Annotated in this window: 15 protein-coding genes; 10 read left to right on the top strand and 5 right to left on the bottom strand. The window is 69.9% G+C overall.

Going from position 1 to position 19,371, the window contains the following annotated elements:
- Together G4D87_RS14470 and G4D87_RS14465 are read left to right on the top strand one after the other, a co-directional pair.
- A partial coding sequence (locus G4D87_RS14470) for an SHOCT domain-containing protein (RefSeq protein ID WP_163782650.1) occupies positions 1-210 on the top strand: 210 nt, incomplete at its 5' end.
- Between the two features lie 292 nt (positions 211-502).
- On the top strand, positions 503-2,419 hold the full coding sequence (locus G4D87_RS14465) for a CotH kinase family protein (protein WP_240358282.1): 1,917 nt from the start codon (positions 503-505) through the stop codon (positions 2,417-2,419).
- Here the strand turns inward: G4D87_RS14465 and G4D87_RS14460 are convergent.
- Positions 2,416-4,158: a chromosome segregation protein SMC gene (locus tag G4D87_RS14460; protein WP_205507581.1), complete on the bottom strand. Its 1,743-nt coding sequence runs from the start codon at positions 4,156-4,158 to the stop codon at positions 2,416-2,418. The genes G4D87_RS14465 and G4D87_RS14460 overlap by 4 nt on opposite strands.
- 30 nt (positions 4,159-4,188) lie before the next feature.
- Between G4D87_RS14460 and epmA the strand changes: the two genes are divergently transcribed.
- The 3 genes from epmA to G4D87_RS14445 are packed head-to-tail and all read left to right on the top strand — an operon-like array spanning position 4,189 to position 6,661.
- A complete protein-coding gene (gene epmA, locus G4D87_RS14455; RefSeq protein ID WP_163782648.1) occupies positions 4,189-5,193 on the top strand; it encodes an EF-P lysine aminoacylase EpmA in 1,005 nt (334 codons plus the stop codon).
- A complete protein-coding gene (locus tag G4D87_RS14450) occupies positions 5,190-5,927 on the top strand; it encodes a lysophospholipid acyltransferase family protein (RefSeq protein WP_163782647.1) in 738 nt (245 codons plus the stop codon). Before epmA ends, G4D87_RS14450 begins: the two co-directional genes overlap by 4 nt.
- Positions 5,924-6,661 (top strand): inorganic pyrophosphatase, encoded by a 738-nt coding sequence (locus G4D87_RS14445; RefSeq protein ID WP_163782646.1) that lies wholly within the window; start codon positions 5,924-5,926, stop codon positions 6,659-6,661. The genes G4D87_RS14450 and G4D87_RS14445 overlap by 4 nt, the downstream gene beginning before the upstream one ends.
- A 6-nt stretch (positions 6,662-6,667) precedes the next feature.
- On the opposite strand, the gene G4D87_RS14440 is transcribed toward G4D87_RS14445, so the two are convergent.
- On the bottom strand, positions 6,668-7,990 hold the full coding sequence (locus tag G4D87_RS14440) for a TonB C-terminal domain-containing protein (RefSeq protein ID WP_163782645.1): 1,323 nt from the start codon (positions 7,988-7,990) through the stop codon (positions 6,668-6,670).
- A gap of 113 nt (positions 7,991-8,103) precedes the next feature.
- Here G4D87_RS14440 and G4D87_RS14435 point away from each other — a divergent pair, with 113 nt between their 5' ends.
- The 5 genes from G4D87_RS14435 (at position 8,104) to G4D87_RS14415 (ending at position 16,333) form a co-directional block, all read left to right on the top strand.
- A complete protein-coding gene (locus tag G4D87_RS14435; RefSeq protein WP_163782644.1) occupies positions 8,104-9,549 on the top strand; it encodes a nicotinate phosphoribosyltransferase in 1,446 nt (481 codons plus the stop codon).
- Between the two features lie 7 nt (positions 9,550-9,556).
- Positions 9,557-10,528, top strand: coding sequence for a nicotinamidase (locus G4D87_RS14430; protein ID WP_163782643.1), 972 nt, complete (start codon positions 9,557-9,559; stop codon positions 10,526-10,528).
- A 105-nt stretch (positions 10,529-10,633) separates the two neighbouring features.
- Positions 10,634-13,135, top strand: a complete 2,502-nt coding sequence (locus G4D87_RS14425) for a type VI secretion system Vgr family protein (RefSeq protein ID WP_163782642.1) — start codon at positions 10,634-10,636, stop codon at positions 13,133-13,135.
- Between the two features lie 48 nt (positions 13,136-13,183).
- On the top strand, positions 13,184-15,193 hold the full coding sequence (locus G4D87_RS14420; protein ID WP_163782641.1) for an amidohydrolase family protein: 2,010 nt from the start codon (positions 13,184-13,186) through the stop codon (positions 15,191-15,193).
- A gap of 12 nt (positions 15,194-15,205) precedes the next feature.
- Entirely contained in the window at positions 15,206-16,333 is a 1,128-nt protein-coding gene (locus G4D87_RS14415) for a hypothetical protein (protein ID WP_163782640.1), read from the top strand.
- Between the two features lie 9 nt (positions 16,334-16,342).
- Here G4D87_RS14415 and G4D87_RS14410 read toward each other — a convergent pair whose 3' ends face one another.
- The 3 genes from G4D87_RS14410 to G4D87_RS14400 all read right to left on the bottom strand — a co-directional run.
- Positions 16,343-17,458 carry a glycerate kinase gene (locus tag G4D87_RS14410; protein ID WP_163782639.1) on the bottom strand — a complete coding sequence of 372 codons (1,116 nt, stop codon included), beginning with the start codon at positions 17,456-17,458 and terminating at the stop codon, positions 16,343-16,345.
- A gap of 214 nt (positions 17,459-17,672) precedes the next feature.
- Positions 17,673-18,161 (bottom strand): YkgJ family cysteine cluster protein, encoded by a 489-nt coding sequence (locus G4D87_RS14405; RefSeq protein WP_163782652.1) that lies wholly within the window; start codon positions 18,159-18,161, stop codon positions 17,673-17,675.
- Positions 18,162-18,171: 10 nt separating this feature from the next.
- The coding region (locus tag G4D87_RS14400) for a class I SAM-dependent rRNA methyltransferase (RefSeq protein WP_240358281.1) at positions 18,172-19,371 on the bottom strand (1,200 nt) is incomplete at its 5' end.

Below are 19,371 nucleotides of genomic sequence, written 5' to 3'. Positions count from 1 at the left end.
GGCATGGGCATGGGCTTCGGCATGGCCCAGCAGTTCATGAACCAGCAGCCGCAACAGCAGCGGCCCCCGGAGCCCGCGCCCGCGGCGCCCCCGGCGGACACGCGCAGCCCCGCGCAGCGCCTGAAGGAAATCAAGGAGCTGAAGGACGCGGGCGTCCTCAGTGACGAGGAGTACAACGCGAAGCGCGCGGAGCTGATGAAGCTCCTGTAGTCCGCTTCGTGCACCCACGCGGTACCCAGAGCCTCCGTCCGACACCGGGCGGGGGCTCTCGTGCGTTCCCCGACGTGTACCGGGGCTGGATGGACCTCAACCATTCCCTGCGCTACACAGGGGGCGCCGCGGTCGTCGTGCGGTGTGCGTTTCGGGGCGCCTCACCTGGGGCTCGGAAGGCGTGCGCCGAGCACGGGCGCGGATGGGACGTGTCGCGGGAGGGGTGTATCCCCGCGGGCCGGACGTCCCCGTGCCAGCCATGCTGGCCGTTGGTTCCCAGGGAGACAAGGCATTGAGGACGTTTCGTTACAAGTCCCGCGCGGCGCTGTGGGCGCTCACGGTTTCACTGGTCGCCTGCCGTGAGGACGTTCCGCCGGCCGCGCCCATCGAAGGTCCGCGGGAAGAGCAGTCCGTTCCGTACGTGTCCATCGACGGCATGGACAACGCGACCGGGCTCCTGCGGGGCACCATCCAGGGTCAGGGTGACATCAAGGCCGTGGAAGTCTACGTGGACGGCGTGCTGCTCGGCTGGGCCGAGGTGCACGGTGACCAGTGGAGCATCCAATGGCTGCCCGCCGCGAGGATGCACTCCATCGAGGTGGTGGCGCATGACGGTTCAGGCACGCCGGCCCGCGCGTCGCTGGCGCTCCAGCCGCTGGACTTCGACACGCCGCACGCGCTCTATCAGGCCGCGTCCCTGCTGACGCTGCCCACGAGCGAGTCCGCGACGACGCGCTACACGCTGGATGGTTCGACGCCGACAGCCGACTCGCCCCGCTACACCTCGCCGCTGGTCCTGATGCGCTCAGCGGGCGAGCCCGCGCCCCTGTCACTCATTCCCACGAATCCCCCGGAGACGCCGGTGGACTGGCGGTGGCTGCCGCCCCGCGGGCCGGTGGGCCGCGCCGCGGTGGTGCGGTTCCAGCAGTTCCAGGACGCAACGCCCGTGGGCGCCTCCGGCACGCGGAGCTATCTCATCGACAGCTCACATGGTCCGTTGCCGGTGATGTCCCTGACGGTGGACGCGGAGCACTTCTTCGGCTTCGAGCACGGCATCTACGTCCCCGGGCGGATTCACGCGGAGGACCCCCTGCCGGACTGGATATGGGGCAACGGCAACTATCACCAGAGCGGCAAGGACTGGGAGCGCCCGCTCCACGTGGAGTGGTTCGAGGTGGACGGCCAGCCGGTGATTTCGCAGGGGGCGGGGGTGCGCATCCACGGCTCGGGCAGCGCGGCGCTGCCGCACAAGAGCCTGCGCCTGTACGCGAAGGAGGACTACGGGCCGAAGACGTTCCGCGCGGCGGTGTTCCCCGACGAGAGGCTGGGCGAGTACACGCGGCTCATCGTCCGCACGTCGGGCCAGGACCTGCTGTACTCCAAGATTCGCGACTGCGCGCTCCAGGGGCTGCTGCGGGAGACGGCGCTGCACCTGCAGGCCTGCCGCCCCACCGTCCTGTACCTCAACGGCGAGTACTGGGGGCTGCATGAGCTGCGCGAGCGGTATGACGAGTACTACCTCGCGTCGCGCCACGGCATCGACCGCAAGAAGGTGGCCATCCTGGAGCTGAACGGGGTGCTCGACACGGGCGAGGAAGGCGACGAGTCGCACTACCTGGCGCTGTTGGACTTCGTCCGGAGCAATGACCTCTCGCTGCCGGAGAACCTGGCCCACGTGGAGTCGATGATGGATGTGGACGACTTCATCGATTATCAAATCGCGGAGATCTTCTTCGCCAACCCCGACTGGCCCCAGAACAACGTCAAGTTCTGGCGCTACGTGGAGCCAACTGCCGAGGGGCCCGCCGCGACGGACGGCCGCTGGCGCTGGCTGCTCTACGACTTGGACGGGGCCTTCCTGGGCGGCGCGGACTACGACGCGCTGGCCCGGGTGCTGACGGATGAGACGCTCCCGGAGTGGTCCGTGGTGCTCATCCGGAAGCTGATGACGAACGCGGACTTCAAGCGCCGCTTCGTGTCGCGCTTCCAGTGGCACCTGGACAACACCTTCCGCGAGGAGCGCGTGACGGCGCGCCTGGCGGCGCTGACCGACCTGGTCGCCGCGGAGATGCCCGCGCACATCGAGCGTTGGGGCTATCCGGTGTCCATGGAGTCGTGGCGCTACTACGTGGACGCGATGCGTGACTACGCCACGCAGCGGCCCACGTACGTGCGCCAGCACCTGGAAGCGGCGTTCGGCTCTTTCTAGGGCGCCGGCGCGGGCGGGGCGGGGGGCGCGCTGAAGTCCTCCAGCCCCGGCGCGGGCGGGGGCTGGGTGAAGTCCTCCAGCCCGGGCGCGGCGGGGAGGATGGCGTCCTCCACGCCTTCGAGGTTGAGCTTCATGGGCACCTGGAGCGTGGTGCCCAGCCGCAGCAGCAGCACGTCCGGCTCGATGCCCTTCTCCCCGATGGCCTGGGCCACCTCGCGCGCGGACAGGCCGTTGCCCTTGGCCCACAGCGTCTTGAGGAACTCGCCCGCCTTCGACGTGCGCCACCACGCGGGGCCGAAGCGCGCCTTGAGCTGCGCCTGGAGCTGCCCCGCCAGGAACCACGCGCGGAAGCTGTCCGCGGACTGGAAGAAGTCCTCCTGGTCCACGAGGTAGCGCTCGGTGTCCTCGTCCGTCAGCGGGATGTCGTCGGTGCGCGACATGATTTCGCGGTACAGCGCCTTCGGGTCTGCCTCCACGCGGCGGTGCAGCTCCAACTGGTAGAGCAGCCGGCCCGCGGCGTGGCGGATGAGGTACAGCTTGTGCGCGCTGGACGCGGCCAGGTACTGCGCGCGCTGCTCGCCGCTGACGCCCGCGTGCTCCTCCAGCCATACCGGGTCCTCGGCCAGGTCCTCGAAGAGGGCGGAGTAGGCCTCGCCCACGGTGGGGTTGCCCAGGCGCGCCAGCTCGAAGCGCGTCTCCGTGGTGAAGGCCGCGTGCAGCGCGTGGCCGAACTCGTGGAGCACGCGCGCCTGGTGCAGCACGCCCGTGCCCGGCTTGAAGGAGATGCGCACGTCGGAGGGCACGCGCACCGCCAGCGCCAGCGGGCGCGGGCTCTTGGTCTTCACGTCCCGCGCGTCGATGGTGACGTTGGACAGCTCCCCCAGGTCCAGGCCCATGCCGGACAGCGTCCCGTGGGCCTTGAGCAGGGACTCGCCCTTGGGGAAGGCGTCCTCCACCTCGCGCGAGCGGAACAGGCGGGGGATGTCCGCGCGGGTGATGTCCTTGAATGGCATGCCCAGCTCGCGCTGGCTCAGCCGCTCCATCACCACGCGGTAGGGGGCCTGCGTGGCCTGGAGGATTTCCTCCGCCAGCACGCTCAGCCGTCCCAGGTCCGCCTGCCGCAGCTCGCTGCCGAAGGCCTCGTAGGAGGCGAAGCCCAGCTCGCGCACCAGCGCGTCCGCGCGCTCCTCGCGGCGGCGCAGCGTCTGGTTGAGCCGCTCAATCGCGGGCGTGGCCGCGGCGTACAGGGCCCGGCGCCGCGCCACCGTGCGCTCGTTGGCGAGCAGCCGCTCCAAATCCCGGTAGCGCACGTCCTTCCCGTCCACGGGGAAGGTGAGGGACGCCTCCAGGTTGGCGGCCGCGTCGTTGAACTCGGCCAGCGCGTGGGACAGGTACTCGCCGGCGAAGTGCGAGTGCAGCGCGGTGAGGGCGCGCACCTCGCGGGCGTCGTCCGTGAGCTGGCGCAGCCGGTCGATTCTCCGGATGTTCTCGATGGTGAAGAGCGCCTCCTGTCCGGCGTAGGTGGCGGCGACGTCCACGTGGCGGCCCGCCGTCCAGAAGTCCCACACCAGGCGGCTCTGGGCTTCGAGGAGGGTTTCAGCCTTCGAGGACATGGCGCTGACGTCCGCCTCGAGCTGCTGCTGCTCGGAGAGGACCTGCCGGCCATCGGCGGGCGGGCCCTTGGGGCAGGCAGTGAGGCAGCAGGCGAAGGCCAGCAGCAGGGGAATCCTTGGGTGCATGTGGCTCCTCATGTTACTTGCGCGCTGCCCATGCCCAATCTTTCTCAATGGCGGGCCGCCCGGGGACGCCAGTCCCTCTACTCCGCCCTGCGACGTTTCTTCGCCGCCCATGGCTATCTGGAGGTGGAGACGCCCCTGCTCATCCCCACCCCGGGGATGGAGCCGCACATCAACCCGTTCGAGGCCGGCTTCATCCCGGAGACGGACGTGGGCTCCGCGCGGACGCTCTACCTGCACACCAGCCCCGAGTACGCCATGAAGCGGCTGCTCGCGGACGGGGCCGGGCCGTTGTTCCAGCTCTGCAAGGTGTTCCGGAATGGGGAGGTCTCCCCGACCCACAATCCGGAATTCACGATGCTGGAGTTCTACCGGCCCCACGCGGACTACCACGCCATCATGGATGACCTGGAAGGGGCGCTGGCGGAGGCCGGCCGCGGCGCGACGGAAGGGGAGCCCGGGGCGGACCCGGCCTTCTTCACGCGCACCCCCTACGAGCGCCTGACGGTGCGTGACGCGGTGCTGCGCGCCACCGGGGTGGACCTCCGCCAGCACGCGGACGGCCCGTCGTTGAAGCGGGCGGCGGAGGCGGCCGGGGTGCGCACCGGGGACGCGGAGACGTTCGACGACGTCTTCTTCCACCTCTTCCTCCAGAAGGTGGAGACCGGCCTGGGCCACGAGCGGCCCACCTTCTTGATTGAGTACCCGGCGTCCATGGCGGCGCTCTCCCGGCTGAAGCCCGGTGACACCACGGTGGCGGAGCGAGTGGAGCTGTACGCCAAGGGGCTGGAGCTGGCGAACGGGTTCTCCGAGCTGACGGACCCCGTGGAGCAGCGCGCCCGATTGACAGAAGAACAGGCGCTGCGGCGCCAGCTGGGCCGGGCCGTGTATCCTCTGGACGAGCGGTTCCTCGACGCGGTAGGGCGAATGCCACCCTCGGCGGGCATCGCCGTCGGGCTCGACAGAATCCTGATGCTGCTGCTCGGGGTCCAGCGCATCTCGGACGTGCTCCTCTTCCCCGCCCACGAGTTCGTTTGATTCGCAAGCTCCTGCAGACGGCCTTTGCTGGAACGGCGGCGGTGGGCATCACCGGTGTGCTGTCTCCCGTGGTGTCGGCGCTGTCGCTGCGGGACGCCCGGGACGCGGACGGGGTGCTGGTGCTGTGGGCGCGCTCGGTGCTGGCGTCCGCGGGCGTGCGGCATGAGGTGGTGGGGCTGGAGAACCTCCCCACCGACACCCACGTCGTCTTCGCGAGCAACCACCAGTCGCACTACGACGCGCTGGTGAACTTCGCCCACATCCGCAAGCACACGCGCTACGTGGCCAAGGCGGAGCTGTTCCGCATCCCCGTCTTCGGGCCGGCGCTCCGGCGCGCGGGCAACATCCCGGTGGAGCGCACCGGCGGCGGGGGAGACAGGGCCCGCCTGTCGGAGGCCGTCACGGCGCTGCGGGAGCGAGTGAGCGTGCTCTTCTTCGCGGAGGGCACGCGCAGCACGGATGGGCGGCTGCGGCCGTTCAAGAAGGGCGCCGCGGCGCTGGCCATCCAGGCGGGCGTCCCGGTGGTGCCCCTGGCCGTGTCGGGAACGCGGCTCATCCTTCCCAAGGGGGGCCGGGCCGTGCGGTGGGGCCAGCGGGTGGCGCTGATGGTGGGCAAGCCCATTTCCACCCAGGGACTGACGATGCAGGACCGCGACGCGCTGACGCGCCAGTTGGAGGACGCGGTCGCAGAACTCTATGCCGAGGCCTGCAAGCGCTCGGGAGACACGCCATGAAGAAGCCAATCCAGACCACCTCCCAGGCGCACCCGTGGCACGGCATCACCCCGGGTGAGGACGCCCCCGAAATCGTCACCGCGTACATCGAAATCGTCCCCACGGACGCGGTGAAGTACGAGCTGGACAAGGAGTCCGGCATCCTCAAGCTGGACCGCCCGCAGCGCTTCAGCAGCCAGTGCCCCACGCTCTACGGCTTCATCCCGCAGACGTACTGCGACGAGCTGGTGGCGAAGCGCTGCGCCGAGCGCACGGGCCGGAAGGACATCAAGGGCGACGGGGACCCCATCGACGTCTGCGTGCTGACGGAGAAGGTCATCTCCAGCGGCAACCTGCTGGTGCGCGCGATTCCCATCGGCGGCTTCCGCATGGTCGACGGCGACGAGGCCGACGACAAAATCATCGCGGTGCTGGAGTCCGACCTGGTGTACGGCGAGCTGCAGCACATCGCGCAGCTCCCGCGCGCGCTGCTCGACCGCCTCAAGCACTACTTCCTCACCTACAAGCAGATTCCCGGTGAGGGGAAGCGCAGCGTGGAGATCGCCGAGGTCTACGACCAGCCGGAGGCGCTCGAGGTCATCAAGCGCAGCATGAAGGACTACGCGCGCCTCTACGGCCCGCAGGTCACCACGACGGCGCGCTCGGGCCGCGTGCGTGGCGCGGCGGTGGAGGCGAAGATCGCCAAGCCCGCGAAGGCCAAGGCGAAGGCGGCGCGCAAGTCCCGCGCGTCCTGAGCCGGCTCAGCGGACCTCGACCAGCCGCACGCGCTTGTAGATGCGGCGGTCCAGCGGAAGGCGGGCGTCGATGAAGCCGAGCGCTTCGTCGAACTCGAAGCTGAAGGTGGGGACGGGCGGGCTGATGGAGATGAGCAGCTCGAACTCCCAGACACTGCTGAGCCGCGCGCGGCCGCCCACGGCCTCGTCCGGCGGCGGGGGCAGCTTCTCCGCCATGGCGCGCACGTCCTTGAGGGCCTCCTTGTCGACCTGGGGCTCGTGGCTGGGCTCCAGGAGGTGCACGTCCACGAGGTTCCCCTTCGTGTCCTGGATGACGCGGATGAGGGCACGGCGCGTGGTGCGGAACTCCTGGCGCATCTGCTGGCGCAGCTCGCGGCGGGCATTGAGCGTGGGGTCTCCCGCCGTGCTGAGCGGCCTGCGCCGGTCCTCTCCCGGGCCATTCTTCGCGGCGAACGAGCCCGACGCGCCGTAGTCCGACGCGCGCTCCATCCAGATGCGCGAGTACGCGCGTCCGCGCTCCATGCCCATGTCGAAGTAGCCCTGGAGGCCGTGCTCCTTCACGGCGCGGTCGGCGTCCCACGCCTTCATCAGTGCCTTGCCGAGCTGTCCGTAGTACGGGTGCACCAGCCCGCGCTCCACCCGGCCTCGGCCCACGCTTTCGGACACCAGCTCTTCCACCAGGGCCTGGGCCGAAGGCGGCGCATGCGGGTCCACGACGCCGCCGTCGAGCTCCGCCGCCACGCCGGGGCGCGTTCCTGGAAGCGCGGTGACCTGACGGGCCGCGAGCAACAGCCGCGAGCCCGGGGCGGCGTTGGCGCGGGGAATGTCCGTGGGAGGTGTGCCCGCCAGGGGCGCGTCCGCGAAGCGGGGGCTTGCCGGCGCCGTGTCGGGAGCTCCCGCGTCACGTTCAGGCTGCGCGTCCGCCTGGGCGACGGGCGCGTCGTGGGCTGACTGGGCGCTCGCGTGGGCAGGCGCTGGGTCGCGCTCCAGCGGCGGAGTGCCGGTGGCTCTGAGCGGCGAGGCGGGCTCCGGAGGGGGCTCCGCGGCCCGCCCGGGTGGTGCCTCCGCGATACGACGGTCCGGAGCCTTCGCCCTCGCGGCTGCCTCCGCCGCAGGGGGCACCTGGGCGCTGTCCGCAGGCGCCGGCGGCTCACGAGGGGCGGCCTCCTCCGCCACCTCCACGTCGACCCATTCAAGGGCCGGTGGCAAGTCAGGCGGAGGTGGCCGCGTGATGGGCGCTCCGCCCTCCAAGGCCAGCCACAAGAGCCCATGCACGCCCAGGCTCGCGACGAGCGCTGGCAGCAGGCGTCTGGTGGGCTCACGGGACATGCGCCTCCATTTAACCCCGCTTTCACGTCATGCCCGGGGAATCCACGAGGGGCGATTAGGAAACGCAACCCTGACGCGTTTACTCTTCATGACATCGGAGGAAGGACCCCAGGATGTCGACCTCGCTGCTCGCGACGGATGGCTACAAGTTCAGCATGGCGGAGGCTGGCTGGCCGCTTCGTCGGGAAACGTTCTACTACTCGCACCGGCGGGGGGGGCTCCAGGTGATGCCGCTCGACGTGGCGGCCTTCGTCCAGTCGCTCATCCCGGAGCCCAGGGCGGAGGACTACGACTACCTGGGCCGGTACGACTATGAGATGGGCGTGGGGTTCAAGGCGGCCATCCTCCGCCGTGAGAAGCTCAGCATCCGCGCCATCCCCAAGGGCGCGCTCTTCTACCCGCGCGAGCCCATCCTCACGCTCACGGGCCCGTCGGCCCTGGTGTCCTGGGTGGAGCCGCTGCTGCTCCAGCTCAACTTCCGCATCCAGGTCGCCACCCTGGCGCTGTCGGACCGGGACGCGCTGGCCCGCGCGCTGGCCACCGTGACGTGCGACGCGCAGAAGGCCATCGCGCTGGAGACGCTCGACGCGGTGGGCGTGAAGGCGGTGCCCATCACCGTGGACGCGGAGGGCTACGCCAGGCGCGTCTTCGCCACCGTCAAGGAGCTGGTGGACATCGTCGAGGACCCGTCCCGCATCTTCGAGGTGGGCCTGCGCGCGGCCACCTGTCTGGAGCAGCACGAGCTGGCGCTGCGAAGCTGCAAGGACGCCGGCGTCACGCGCACCTCCAACGTGGATGGGGCGGCGAAGCTGGGCATGGCCCCGGTGGGCACCATGGGGCACGAGCACATCCAGCGCTATGGCTCGGATGAGGCCGCGTTCCGCGCCATGCGCGAGCGCCGGCCGCAGCGCTCCAGCTACCTGCTGGACACCTTCGACACGCTCACGTCCGGAATCCCCGCGGCCTTCCAGCTCATCCAGGAGGAGCCCGGCAACAACGACTCCATCCGCTTCGACTCCGGCAACAAGAAGCTCCAGTACCTCTACGCGGTGACGCGGGCGCGGGACTTGGGGATTCGCCCCGTCAACATCCTGGAGGACGGACTGGACGCGGAGGCCACGCGGGAGTTCGAGGAGCTGCGGCGGCAGGTGGGCTGGGAGCCGTCTGCCCAGTTCTACGGCTACGGCGGCCACATCGTCGCGCGGACCATGGAATGCCCGCTCACCCGGGACAAGGTGGCCGCCATCTACAAGCTGTCGCGCACGGGCAACACGCCGGTGATGAAGTTCGGCAACGAGCTGGCCGAGGGCAAGAAGAGCATCCCCGGCGAGCCCGTCCTCTTCCGCCGCCGCCATGGCTCGGGGCCCATCGGGCTGGTGGGCCAGGTGGGCGAGCCCGTTCCGGACGGCTACATCCCGCTCATGGAGAGCGCGCCGGAGACGCCGTCGCTGGTGGGGGCGCGGGAGCCGGCGGCCGAGGCGCGCGTGGCCTACACCGCCGCGACGCAGGCGCTGGTGGATGCGCTGCACCGCCGCCACTTCCCCCAGCAGCAGCGCTGAGGCCGACATGCCCCTACCCATTCCCCGCTTCCACGAGGACGCCCGCGTCAGCCAGCTCTTCCTGGAGCGTGGCGCGGAGGTGGCGGAGGAGGCCCTCCGCTACGTGGCGGAGCACCGCATCCGCCCCGCGCGCGAGGACGGGACGCGCATCGCCGCGTTCGGCATCGACGTGCAGGTGGCCTTCTGCACGCCGGGCGCCAGCCTCTTCGTGCCCGGCGCGGTGGAGGACACCCAGCGCGCGCTGCGCTGGCTCTACTCGAACCTGGACCGGGTGACGGAGCTGGTGTTCTCGCTGGACACCCACCGGGCGTACCACGTGTTCCATCCGTCCTGGTGGCGGGACGCGGAGGGCCGGCCGCCGCCGCCGCTCACGGCCATCACCGCGTCGGAGGTGCGCTCCGGCCGGTGGCGGGCCACGCGCTCCCACGAGGAGAGCCTGGCCTACTGCGAGCAGTTGGAGGCCAGCGGCCGGTACGTGCTCACCGTCTGGCCCTTCCACGCGATGCTGGGCGGCCTGAGCCACGCGCTGGTGCCGTCCGTCTTCGAGGCGAGCCTCTTCCACGCCCTGGTGCGCGACGTGCCCACGCACTTCGAGCTGAAGGGAGAGCACCCGCTCACGGAGAACTACTCCGTGCTGTCGCCCGAGGTGACGGAGGTGAAGGGGCAGCAGGTCGGGGCCTTCAATACGCGCCTCTTCGAGCACCTGATGTCCTTCGACCGCGTCTACGTGTTCGGCCAGGCCAGCTCCCACTGCGTGCTGAACACGCTGCTGGACCTGCGGCGTCACATTGAACGGACGGACCCGTCGAAGATGGGCCGCATCCACATCCTGGAGGACGCCATGAGTCCGGTGCCGGCGCCCCCCCTGGAGCCGCTGCCCGCCTCGCTGGACTTCCCCCGGCTGGCGAAGGAGGCCCTCCGGGACTTCCAGGCGGCGGGGATGCGGGTGGTCCGGACCTCGGACCCGCTGGAGGGGTAGCCGGGCGGCATTCCGCGCGAGTGCGCCCACGTACCCCGCGTGTGGTAGAATCTTCCGTTCGTTCCCGGCGAGGCTGGGGACCTCCGCGTCGGTGAAGGGGGAGTCATGGCCGCTCAGTTCAATCCGCCTGCGTTCACGGTGCAGCTCGGCTCACATGGCGCTGATGTGCTGAGCGTCTCGGGCCTTTCCGGCACCGAGGCGTTGAGCCACCTGTTCGACTTCCGGGTGGACTTCTTCGCCAAGGATGGCGAGCCCATCGCCACCAGCGAGCTGCTGGAGCAGGACGCGCTGCTCACGCTCGCCATCCGAGACAGCGCGCCGCGCTACGTGCATGGCTGGGTCCGCGAAGTGGAGTCGCTGGGCATGAAGACGGGCCGTCGGCGCTACCGGGCGCACGTGGTGCCCCGGCTGTGGCGGCTCACCCAGCACCACCGCAGCCGCATCTTCCAGCAGAAGTCGGTGCCGGACATCCTCAATGCCGTCCTGAGCGAGGCGGGCGTGAAGACGCGGCTGGCCCTGTCCGGCAGCTACGCCCCCCGCGAGTACTGCGTGCAGTACCGGGAGAGCGACTTCGCCTTCCTCAGCCGCCTCATGGAGTGGGAGGGCATCTTCTACTTCTTCGAGCACGCCGAGGACGGGCACACGCTGGTGCTGGGAGACAAGCCCAGCACGCACGCGCCGCTGCCGCAGGGCCTGCAGCTGCCGCTGCGTCCCAGCCTGGGCAAGGAGGTGGTGGAGGGCGAGTACCTCTCCGCGCTGGAGGTGGTGCACCGGCTGCGCCCCGGCGCCGTGCACCTGAAGGACTACGACTTCGAGAAGCCCAGCCTGGACATCTCCGGCAAGGCGCAGGCGCCCGAAGGCGTCACGGAGCTGGAGCTCTATGACTACCCGGCGGGCTACGTGGCGCCGGGCGTGGGCAAGGCGGCGACCAACGTGCGCACGGAGGCGGCGAGCATGGGCGGGCGCACGCTGATGGGGCAGGGCGTGGCGCCGCGCCTGACGCCCGGGTACCTGCTGGAGGTGCTGTCCCCGGAGGACGGCACCTTCGCGGGCGAGTACCTGGTGACGGAGGTGGTGCATTCGGGGACGCAGCCGGACGTCAGCGCGGGCAGCGAGGCGATTCAGGGCCTGTACCGCAACCAGTACCAGCTCTTGCCCAAGGCGGTGCCCTACCGGCCCCGGCGCCTGACGCCGCTGCCGCAGCTCGCGGGCCCGCAGACGGCCACGGTGGTGGGCCCCGCGGGCGAGGAGATTCACACCGACGCGCACGGGCGCATCAAGGTGCAGTTCCACTGGGACCGGGAGGGCAAGCGCGACGAGAAGTCGTCGTGCTGGGTGAGGGTGGGCCAGCCGTGGGGCGGCCCGGCTTGGGGTGACGTGTGGCTGCCGCGAATTGGCCAGGAGGTGGTGGTGCGCTTCCTAGAAGGCGACCCGGACCGGCCGCTGGTGGCGGGGGCCGTCTACAACGGCACCAACACGGTGCCGTATGGCCTGCCCGCGGAGAAGACGAAGTCCACGCGCAAGAGCGCCTCCAGCCTGGGAAGCGACGGCTTCAACGAGGTCCGCGTCGAGGACGCGGCGGGCCAGGAGGAGGTCTTCACCCACGCGCAGAAGGACGAGGACCTGCTGACGGAGAATGACAAGGACCAGCAGGTGACGGGCTTCGAGGACCTGCTGGTGAAGAAGGACCGCGAGCGCACGGTGGAGGGCAACCAGGAGCTGCGCGTGGGCCTGGACGACGTGGGCGTCGTCGAGCAGAACCAGACGCTGCTGGTGCAGGGCAACCGCTCCACCCGGACGACGCTGTCCCACGACGAGGAAGTGGAGGGGAACCAGACGATGACGGTGGGAGGCAACCTCACCGCGCTGGTGCTCCAGGGGGCCATGGAGAACGTGGGCGCCGCGAAGGCCACCACCATTGGCGGCGTCTACAGCGTCAACGTGGCGCTGGCCTACAACGAGGCCACCGGCGGCGCGCGCGGCCTCGAGGTCGCCGCCGCGCACACCGAGCACGTGCTGGGCTCGCGGCAGGAGACGGTCGCCAAGGACAAGACGGTGGACGTCGGCGCGGACTGGGACTTGCGCACCAAGGGCCAGCTCACGCTGACCATCGGCAAGGACTGGGAAGAGGACATCGGGAAGACCACCGGCATCTACGTCACCGAGGCCATGGCGGGCCTGGCCAAGAAGTTCGAGCTGAAGGCAGACACCTTCTCGCTGCTCGTCGGGGACAACCTCATCTTGAAGATGGAGAAGTCCGGCAAGGTGACCTTCGCCCTCAAGACGCTCACCGTCGACGGCAAGGAAGTGAAGATCAAGGGCGGCAAGGTGAAGATGGAGGCGGCCGGTTCGCTCAAGAGCGACTCGCGCGAGGCGAAGGCGCTGGAGCACTTCAAGGACCCGGACCCCGTCAACGTCGAGTTCAACCTCAAGGGCGTGGACGGCAAGCCCATCAAGGACCAGCCCTTCGAGCTGCACATGCCCGACGGCAGCATCAAGAAGGGCCGCGTGGACGGGAGCGGGAAGGGCGTGGTGGAGAAGGTTCCGCCCGGCGACTACCGCATCGTCTTCCCGGAGATGTCAGGCCGCATCAACAAGGGTTCCTGAGCCGTACCTGCCCGCGCGGGCACACGCGCCATTTCGGATAGGCCAGCGATGGAAACGTACGTCGTCAAGGACGGGGACTCCCCCGACTCAATCGCGCAGAAGTACGGGTTCAAGGAATGGAAGCTCATCTACGAGCATCCGGACAACGGAGGCCTGCGCGCCACGCGCGGCGCCAATGAGGTGAAGGCGGATGACCGGGTCATCATCCCGGACATGCCGGAGAACCAGGTGACGGCCGGCGGGCCGCAGAACCTCATCGCCACGTCGGGGACGCCGCTCACCCTGCCGCCCGTCCACTTCGACGCGCACATGCACATCATGAGCGGCAACTGCACGCCCATGCCCGCGCTGGTGCAGATGATGAAGGACAAGGGCCTGGGCTTCCTCATCGGCACGGGCACCAGCCGCACCAAAATCAACCGTCTGGGCTTCTGGGCGGCGAAAATCCCGTTCGCGCCCGACATCGGGGATGTGTCCCACCGCGACACGCACCGCATTGGCGAAGAGGCCGTGCGCTCCAATGACAGCCTCGCCCAGGACCGGACCGGCTACGCCGCGGATGGCATGGGCAACGTGGAGGAGTACACCATCCCCGCGCCCCTGCGGGCCTATGCGTCCACGCAGGGCCACGCGGAGGCCAGCGCTTCCTACCTGGGCATGTCCATCGTCCTCACCATGGACATGGACTACTGCCACCTGGCTGGCTACCAGGGCGACCCCATCTACACCGAGGAGGAGACGGAGTCCGGGCCCGGCATCACCTACCGCTGGCGCACGAAGTCCGACGACCTGGGTGAGAAGATTGTCGCGAAGTCCGACGAGGCGGACCTCCATGAGACGTGGAGCCGGCAACTCCGGCACACCGAGCAGGTGACGGCGGAGCACCCCTTCCGGCTGCTGCCGATGTATCACTTCGAGCCGCGCCGCTTCATCAAGAACGGCGACAAGGCCGCGCCCTTCAAGAAGGTGGTGACGGCCTCCCAGGCCGCGCCCTACATCGGCTTCAAGATGTACAGCCCGCAGGGCTACATGCCGAAGGAGCGCCACGCGCCGGCGAAGGACATCCTGAGCTGGTTCTTCTCCGAGTGCGCGTCGAAGGACATCCCGCTGATGACCCACTGCACGCCGTCGGGCTTCTACACGCACGAGCGGCGCTTCTACCTGGACCATGAGCCGGACGAGGCCATCCGGAAGGACCCGAAGTACTGGCCCTCGCAGGAGGCCATCGCCGCCGCGGACGCGAACATCACCAAGGCGCGCGACTACGTGACGGAGCTGGAGGCGAGCTGGAAGAGCTACCTCCCGCTGGTGCTCCGCCGCGCGCGCAACGGCGTGGAGGACGCCATCGAGGCCAAGGAGAAGCTGCTGAATCCGGGCCGGATGCGCTACTTCTACGAGAACTACGTGCACCCGGAGGCGTGGCGCCCGGTGCTCAATGACAATCCGAAGCTGCGCTTGTGTCTGGCGCACTTCGCCAGCGACGGCACCTTCTGGGACTTCCGCAAGGGGCTCACCGTCAAGCAGGACAGCCAGAAGGTCCAGTACGACAAGAGCTGGATTGGCTCCATCGTCGAGCTGTGCAACGAGTTCCCCAACTTCTACACGGACATCTCCTATCTGGACTTGATGGAGAATCAGAAGTGGAAGCTGCTCGCGGAAATCCTCAAGTCCAGTCCGTGGATGCTGAAGAAGGTCATGTTCGGCACCGACTGGTACATGATTACCGCCGAGCCCGTGGAGTACGCGGCCTGGTACAGCCGGACGATTCGCGGGCTGGAGTTCATCCAGAAGGAGCTGCCGACGCAGGTGAACCTCTTCACCCAGTTCGCCATCGTCAATCCCATGCGCTACTACCGCATGATGGAGGTCGCCCCGAAGATGAAGGAGGGCCTCAAGGCGCTCCAGGAGAAGCTCAAGGTGACGGGCGCTCCGGTGGACAAGCTCGAGGACAACTTCACGACGCTGATGCGCCTGCAGCACCCGCTGGAGGAGATTGACAAGGCGGGCGGGCTGGCCAGCGGCCCCATGCTGTTCTCCGCGACCACGAAGGCGAAGTAGGAGCGCCCGCCCATGGAGCCCAACAAGGACCCCTTCCTGCTGACGCCCGGGCTGCCCGCGCCCGCGGCGCCCGTGCGTCAGGCCTCGCCGTTTCCCTGGAACCAGGTGGCGCTCGTGTTTCCGGCGCCCGTGCCGGATTCGGTGGCGGTGCTCACGCTGAACGACAAGCTGTGGCGGCTGGAGCTGTCCGGCCCCGAGGTGCGCCGCGTCGAGGTGGACGACGAGTACCTGGAGCAGGTGTCCGGGGGCGAGCTGCATGCGATGCTGCCGCCGTCACCCACGCACCTGGCGTACCTCCAGACGCGGCGGCTGGTGCTGTACGACCTCAAGTGGCAGTTGGCCAAGACGTGGTCCATGGCCGGGCGCCTGGAAGAGGTGGCCAGCCGGGGCGCCTGGGTCTCCCACACACCGCAAGTGGTGGCGGTGGAGCTGGAGGACACCACGCACTACGTCACCGAGGACCGCATCGACTTCCGGCTGCGCACCTGGCGGCTGGACGGCGACAAGCGCGTGCAGCAGGGCTCGCTGGAGCTGGGCTCCGTCGTCGGCGCGGTGAAGTGGGACGCGGGCGCGGGGCTGGTGGCGGTGCAGAAGCCGGGCGCGTCGCTGGAGCTCTACGGGCCGGATTTGGCCAAACCCCAGCCGGAGCACCCGCTGGCGCTCGCGCTGCGCAAGCTGGCGGTGGATGGCCTCGCGGTGCAGTCGCTGCGTCTGCATCCCTCGTTGCCGGTGGCGCTCGTGGCCCTGGGCCGTGACGTGGCGCCGAAGCGGGAGGAGGGCAAGGAGAAGCCCGAGGACCCCGGCATCTGGCGCGTGTCGTGGGAAGGCGCGCCCGCGGTGACGGTGCGGCTGGCGCGTTATGCGTCGGGTGAATCGGTGACGCTGGGCTCGCTGTCACCCGAGGGCGACTGGCTCTACTACCGCGTCCTGAACAGCGCGGGCCGCAACCCGCACCTGTACGTGCAGCAGGTGGGCGCGGCCTTCAAGCCGCCCCTGGCGCTGGGCGCCGTCCCGGAGAAGGGCGCGGCGCTGCTGTGGACGGGCGGGGCGCCGTCGCTCGTCATGTATGACGGGACGAAGGACGCGCTGGTGCACTGGAAGCTGGCGGGCACGGCACCGGCGAAGCCCGGCTCGAAGTGACGGCCCAGCTCAGCGTCCCTTGAGGCGCTGGGCGGCCCAACGCGCGGCGGCCTCGCACAGCACCTTCGAGGCCGCTTCGCCCGGCTGGGCGTGGGCGCTCAACTCCACCACCTCATGGAAGAGGTCCAGCGCCAGGCCCTCATCCCGCTGCACCTGTCCGGCGAAGAGCACCACCGGCGTGCCTTGCTCGCGGGCCATCCGGGCGATGCCGCCCGGGCCTTTGCCCAGCGCCGTCTGACGGTCGAAGCGGCCCTCGCCGGTGAGCACCACGTCCGCCATCAACACGCGCCGCTCCAGGCCCAGCGCGCGTGACACCAGCTCGTAGCCGGGCACCAGGCGCGCGCCCGCGAGGGCCTGCAGGCCAAAGCCGAAGCCGCCCGCCGCGCCCGCCCCGGGCCAGCCCGCGGACGTCTCCCCCAGCACCGTGGCCGCGTGTGCCAGCGCCGCCTCCAACGCTTTCACGCCGGCCGCGTCCGCGCCCTTCTGCGGACCGAAGAGCCGCGCGGCTCCGTCTGGCCCCAGCAGGGGAGACGTGACGTCCGTGGCACCCAGCAGCTCCACGGCGCCCAGGCGGGGATGACGGCCGCTCGCGTCCACGCGGGCGAGCTGGGCCAGCGCCGCGCCTCCCGGGGCAAGCGGCTGTCCCCGCGCGTCCAGGAAGCGGAAGCCCAGGGCGCTGAGGGCCCCCGTGCCCGCGTCCGTGGTGGCGCTGCCGCCCAGGCAGACGATGAGGCGCTCGCAGCCCGACTCCAGCGCCGCGTGCATCAGCTCGCCCGTGCCGTAGGTGGACGCCTTCAAGGCATCGCGAGCCTCGGGCGCCAGCAGCGACAGGCCGGACGCGGCGGCCATCTCCACCACCGCGGTGCGTCCGTCCTCCACCAGGGCCCAGTGCGCTTCCACGGGCGCGCCCAGCGGCCCACGCACCACCTGCTGACGACGCTCGCCACGCAGGCCCGTCAGCAGCGCTTCCACGGTGCCCGGCCCGCCATCCGCGAGCGGCGCCACGTCCAGCACCACCTCCGGCGAGGACTCGCGGAGGCCGCGAGCCATGGCTTCGGCCGCTTCCGCGGCGGACAGTGTTCCCTTGAATTCCTGCGGTGCGACGAGCCAGCGAGGAGAAATCACGATGAAGGGTTCGGCGCTTTCCGAGGTGTCCAGGGAACTCCAGAAGGCCAGGGGACCCGTACCGCGTCCTTCACCTGCGAGAGCGCCCACCCCTGGCATACCACTCCCAGCGTCATTCCCACTCCTGGGGTCATGCGTGATTCATCACTTCTGTGTATCAACGGGACGTTCGCGCCTTGAATTCCTGCATAGGCTTGAATTGAAAAGATGCAATTCAAGCTTTCGTGGTCGCGTGCCAGGCCTCCGCATGCCAGTCCAACAGGGGGCGCGGCGCCTTCAGCGAAGGGGCCACGCGCTGGGACACACGCTCCAGCCGCTCCAGCAGGGTGGCCACCGTCTCCGCGGGTTGCCGCGTGGGGCCTTGGATGCGCTGGCAGAAGAAGGTCCGGCAGCCGAAGGGCCGGTCCGCGTACACCGAGCAGCGCAGGCCCGTGGCGTCCAGGTAGGGACAGCCGCCGTCCGCGCGAGGCGGCGGCAGCGGGCGTGCTCGGGACAGCAGCTCCCATTCGGGCTGCCACAGCCAGGGCTGGCGCTTCGTGACGGCCAGCTGGCAGCACTCGCCGCTGGCCGGGCAGGAGTAGGGGGCGTAGGCCGCGTCCGCCTGTCGGTAGACGGCGCGCACTTCCTTCAGCGCGCGCTCCCGTTCGCGGGTGCCCCCCAGGGGCGCGTCGTCCTCCTCGTCGTCCCAGTCCCGCGTCCGCATAGGCATGGCCTCAGAGCACCCGGAGCACGAAGCACTTCAGGTAGCGCGTCTCACGCAGGTTGAGCAGCACGGGGTGGTCCCGGCTGGCGCCGCGGCGCTCGATGATTTGCACGCGGCGGCGGGCGTCCGCGGCGGCGGAGGCGAGCATGTCCTCGAAGGCCTGCTCGTCCACGTGGTACGTGCAACTGGCGGTGATGAGGATGCCGCCGGGCCGCAACAGCTGCATGGCGCGGAGGTTGATTTCCTTGTACCCGCGCACCGCGGCGGGGATGGCGTCCTTGTTCTTCGCGAAGGAGGGCGGGTCCAGGACGATGGTGTCGAAGTGCTTGCCGTCGTCCACCGCGTCGCGGAGGAAGTCGAAGGCGTTGGCCACCACCACGTCCAGGTTGCTCAGCTTGTTGGCCGCGGCGTTCTCCCGCAGCTGCGCCGAGGCCGCCTCGGAGATTTCAATCGCCGTGACGTGCCGGGCCCGCGTGGCGAGCTGGAGCGCGAAGCCGCCGACGTAGGAGAAGCAGTCCAGCGCCTCGCCGTGGGCGTAGTGCGCCGCCATGACGTGATTCTCGCGCTGGTCCAGGAAGGCGCCCGTCTTCTGGCCCTCCAGCAGGTCCGCGCGCATCTTCACCAGGCCCTCGTCGAAGGACACCGGGCCGGGGTGCTCGCCGCGCAGCACGCCCTTCTCCGGGGTGAGGCCCTCCAGGTTGCGCACGCCCACGTCGGAGCGGTTGATGATGCCACGCGGGTTGAACTGCGCCTGGAGCAGGTCGGCGATGAGCGCCTTGCGCTGCTCCATGGCGGGGACCAGGAACTGCGCGCTGAGGAAGTCGCCGTAGCGGTCCACCACGAGCCCGGGCAGGCCGTCCGCCTCGCCATGCACCAGCCGGTACGTCTTCTCCCCCGGGAGCGCGAGCTGGCGCAGCCGGTCCGCGGCCAGGAGCCGCTCCCGGAAGAAGTCCGCGTCCACCGCGACGTCGTCGAAGGAGAGCCAGCGCAGGGAAATCTTCGAGTGCTTCGAATAGAAGGCCTTGCCCAGGAACCACCCCCGGGTGTCCGTCACGCGCACCACCTCGCCGCCGGGCAACCCGGGGTCTCCATTGAGGTCCGCGCGGTAGATCCACGGGTGGCCGGCCTGCCAGCGCTCCACGCCGCGGCGCAGCAGCGACACCTGGGGGAGGCCGTCCGGGCCCAGCTCCGGCGAGGTGCGGTCCGGGGC

This window comes from Myxococcus vastator (genome assembly GCF_010894475.1).
Classification (GTDB): domain Bacteria; phylum Myxococcota; class Myxococcia; order Myxococcales; family Myxococcaceae; genus Myxococcus; species Myxococcus vastator.
Note: the sequence above shows the minus strand (reverse complement) of the source record. Positions and strands in the feature narration are given on the sequence as shown.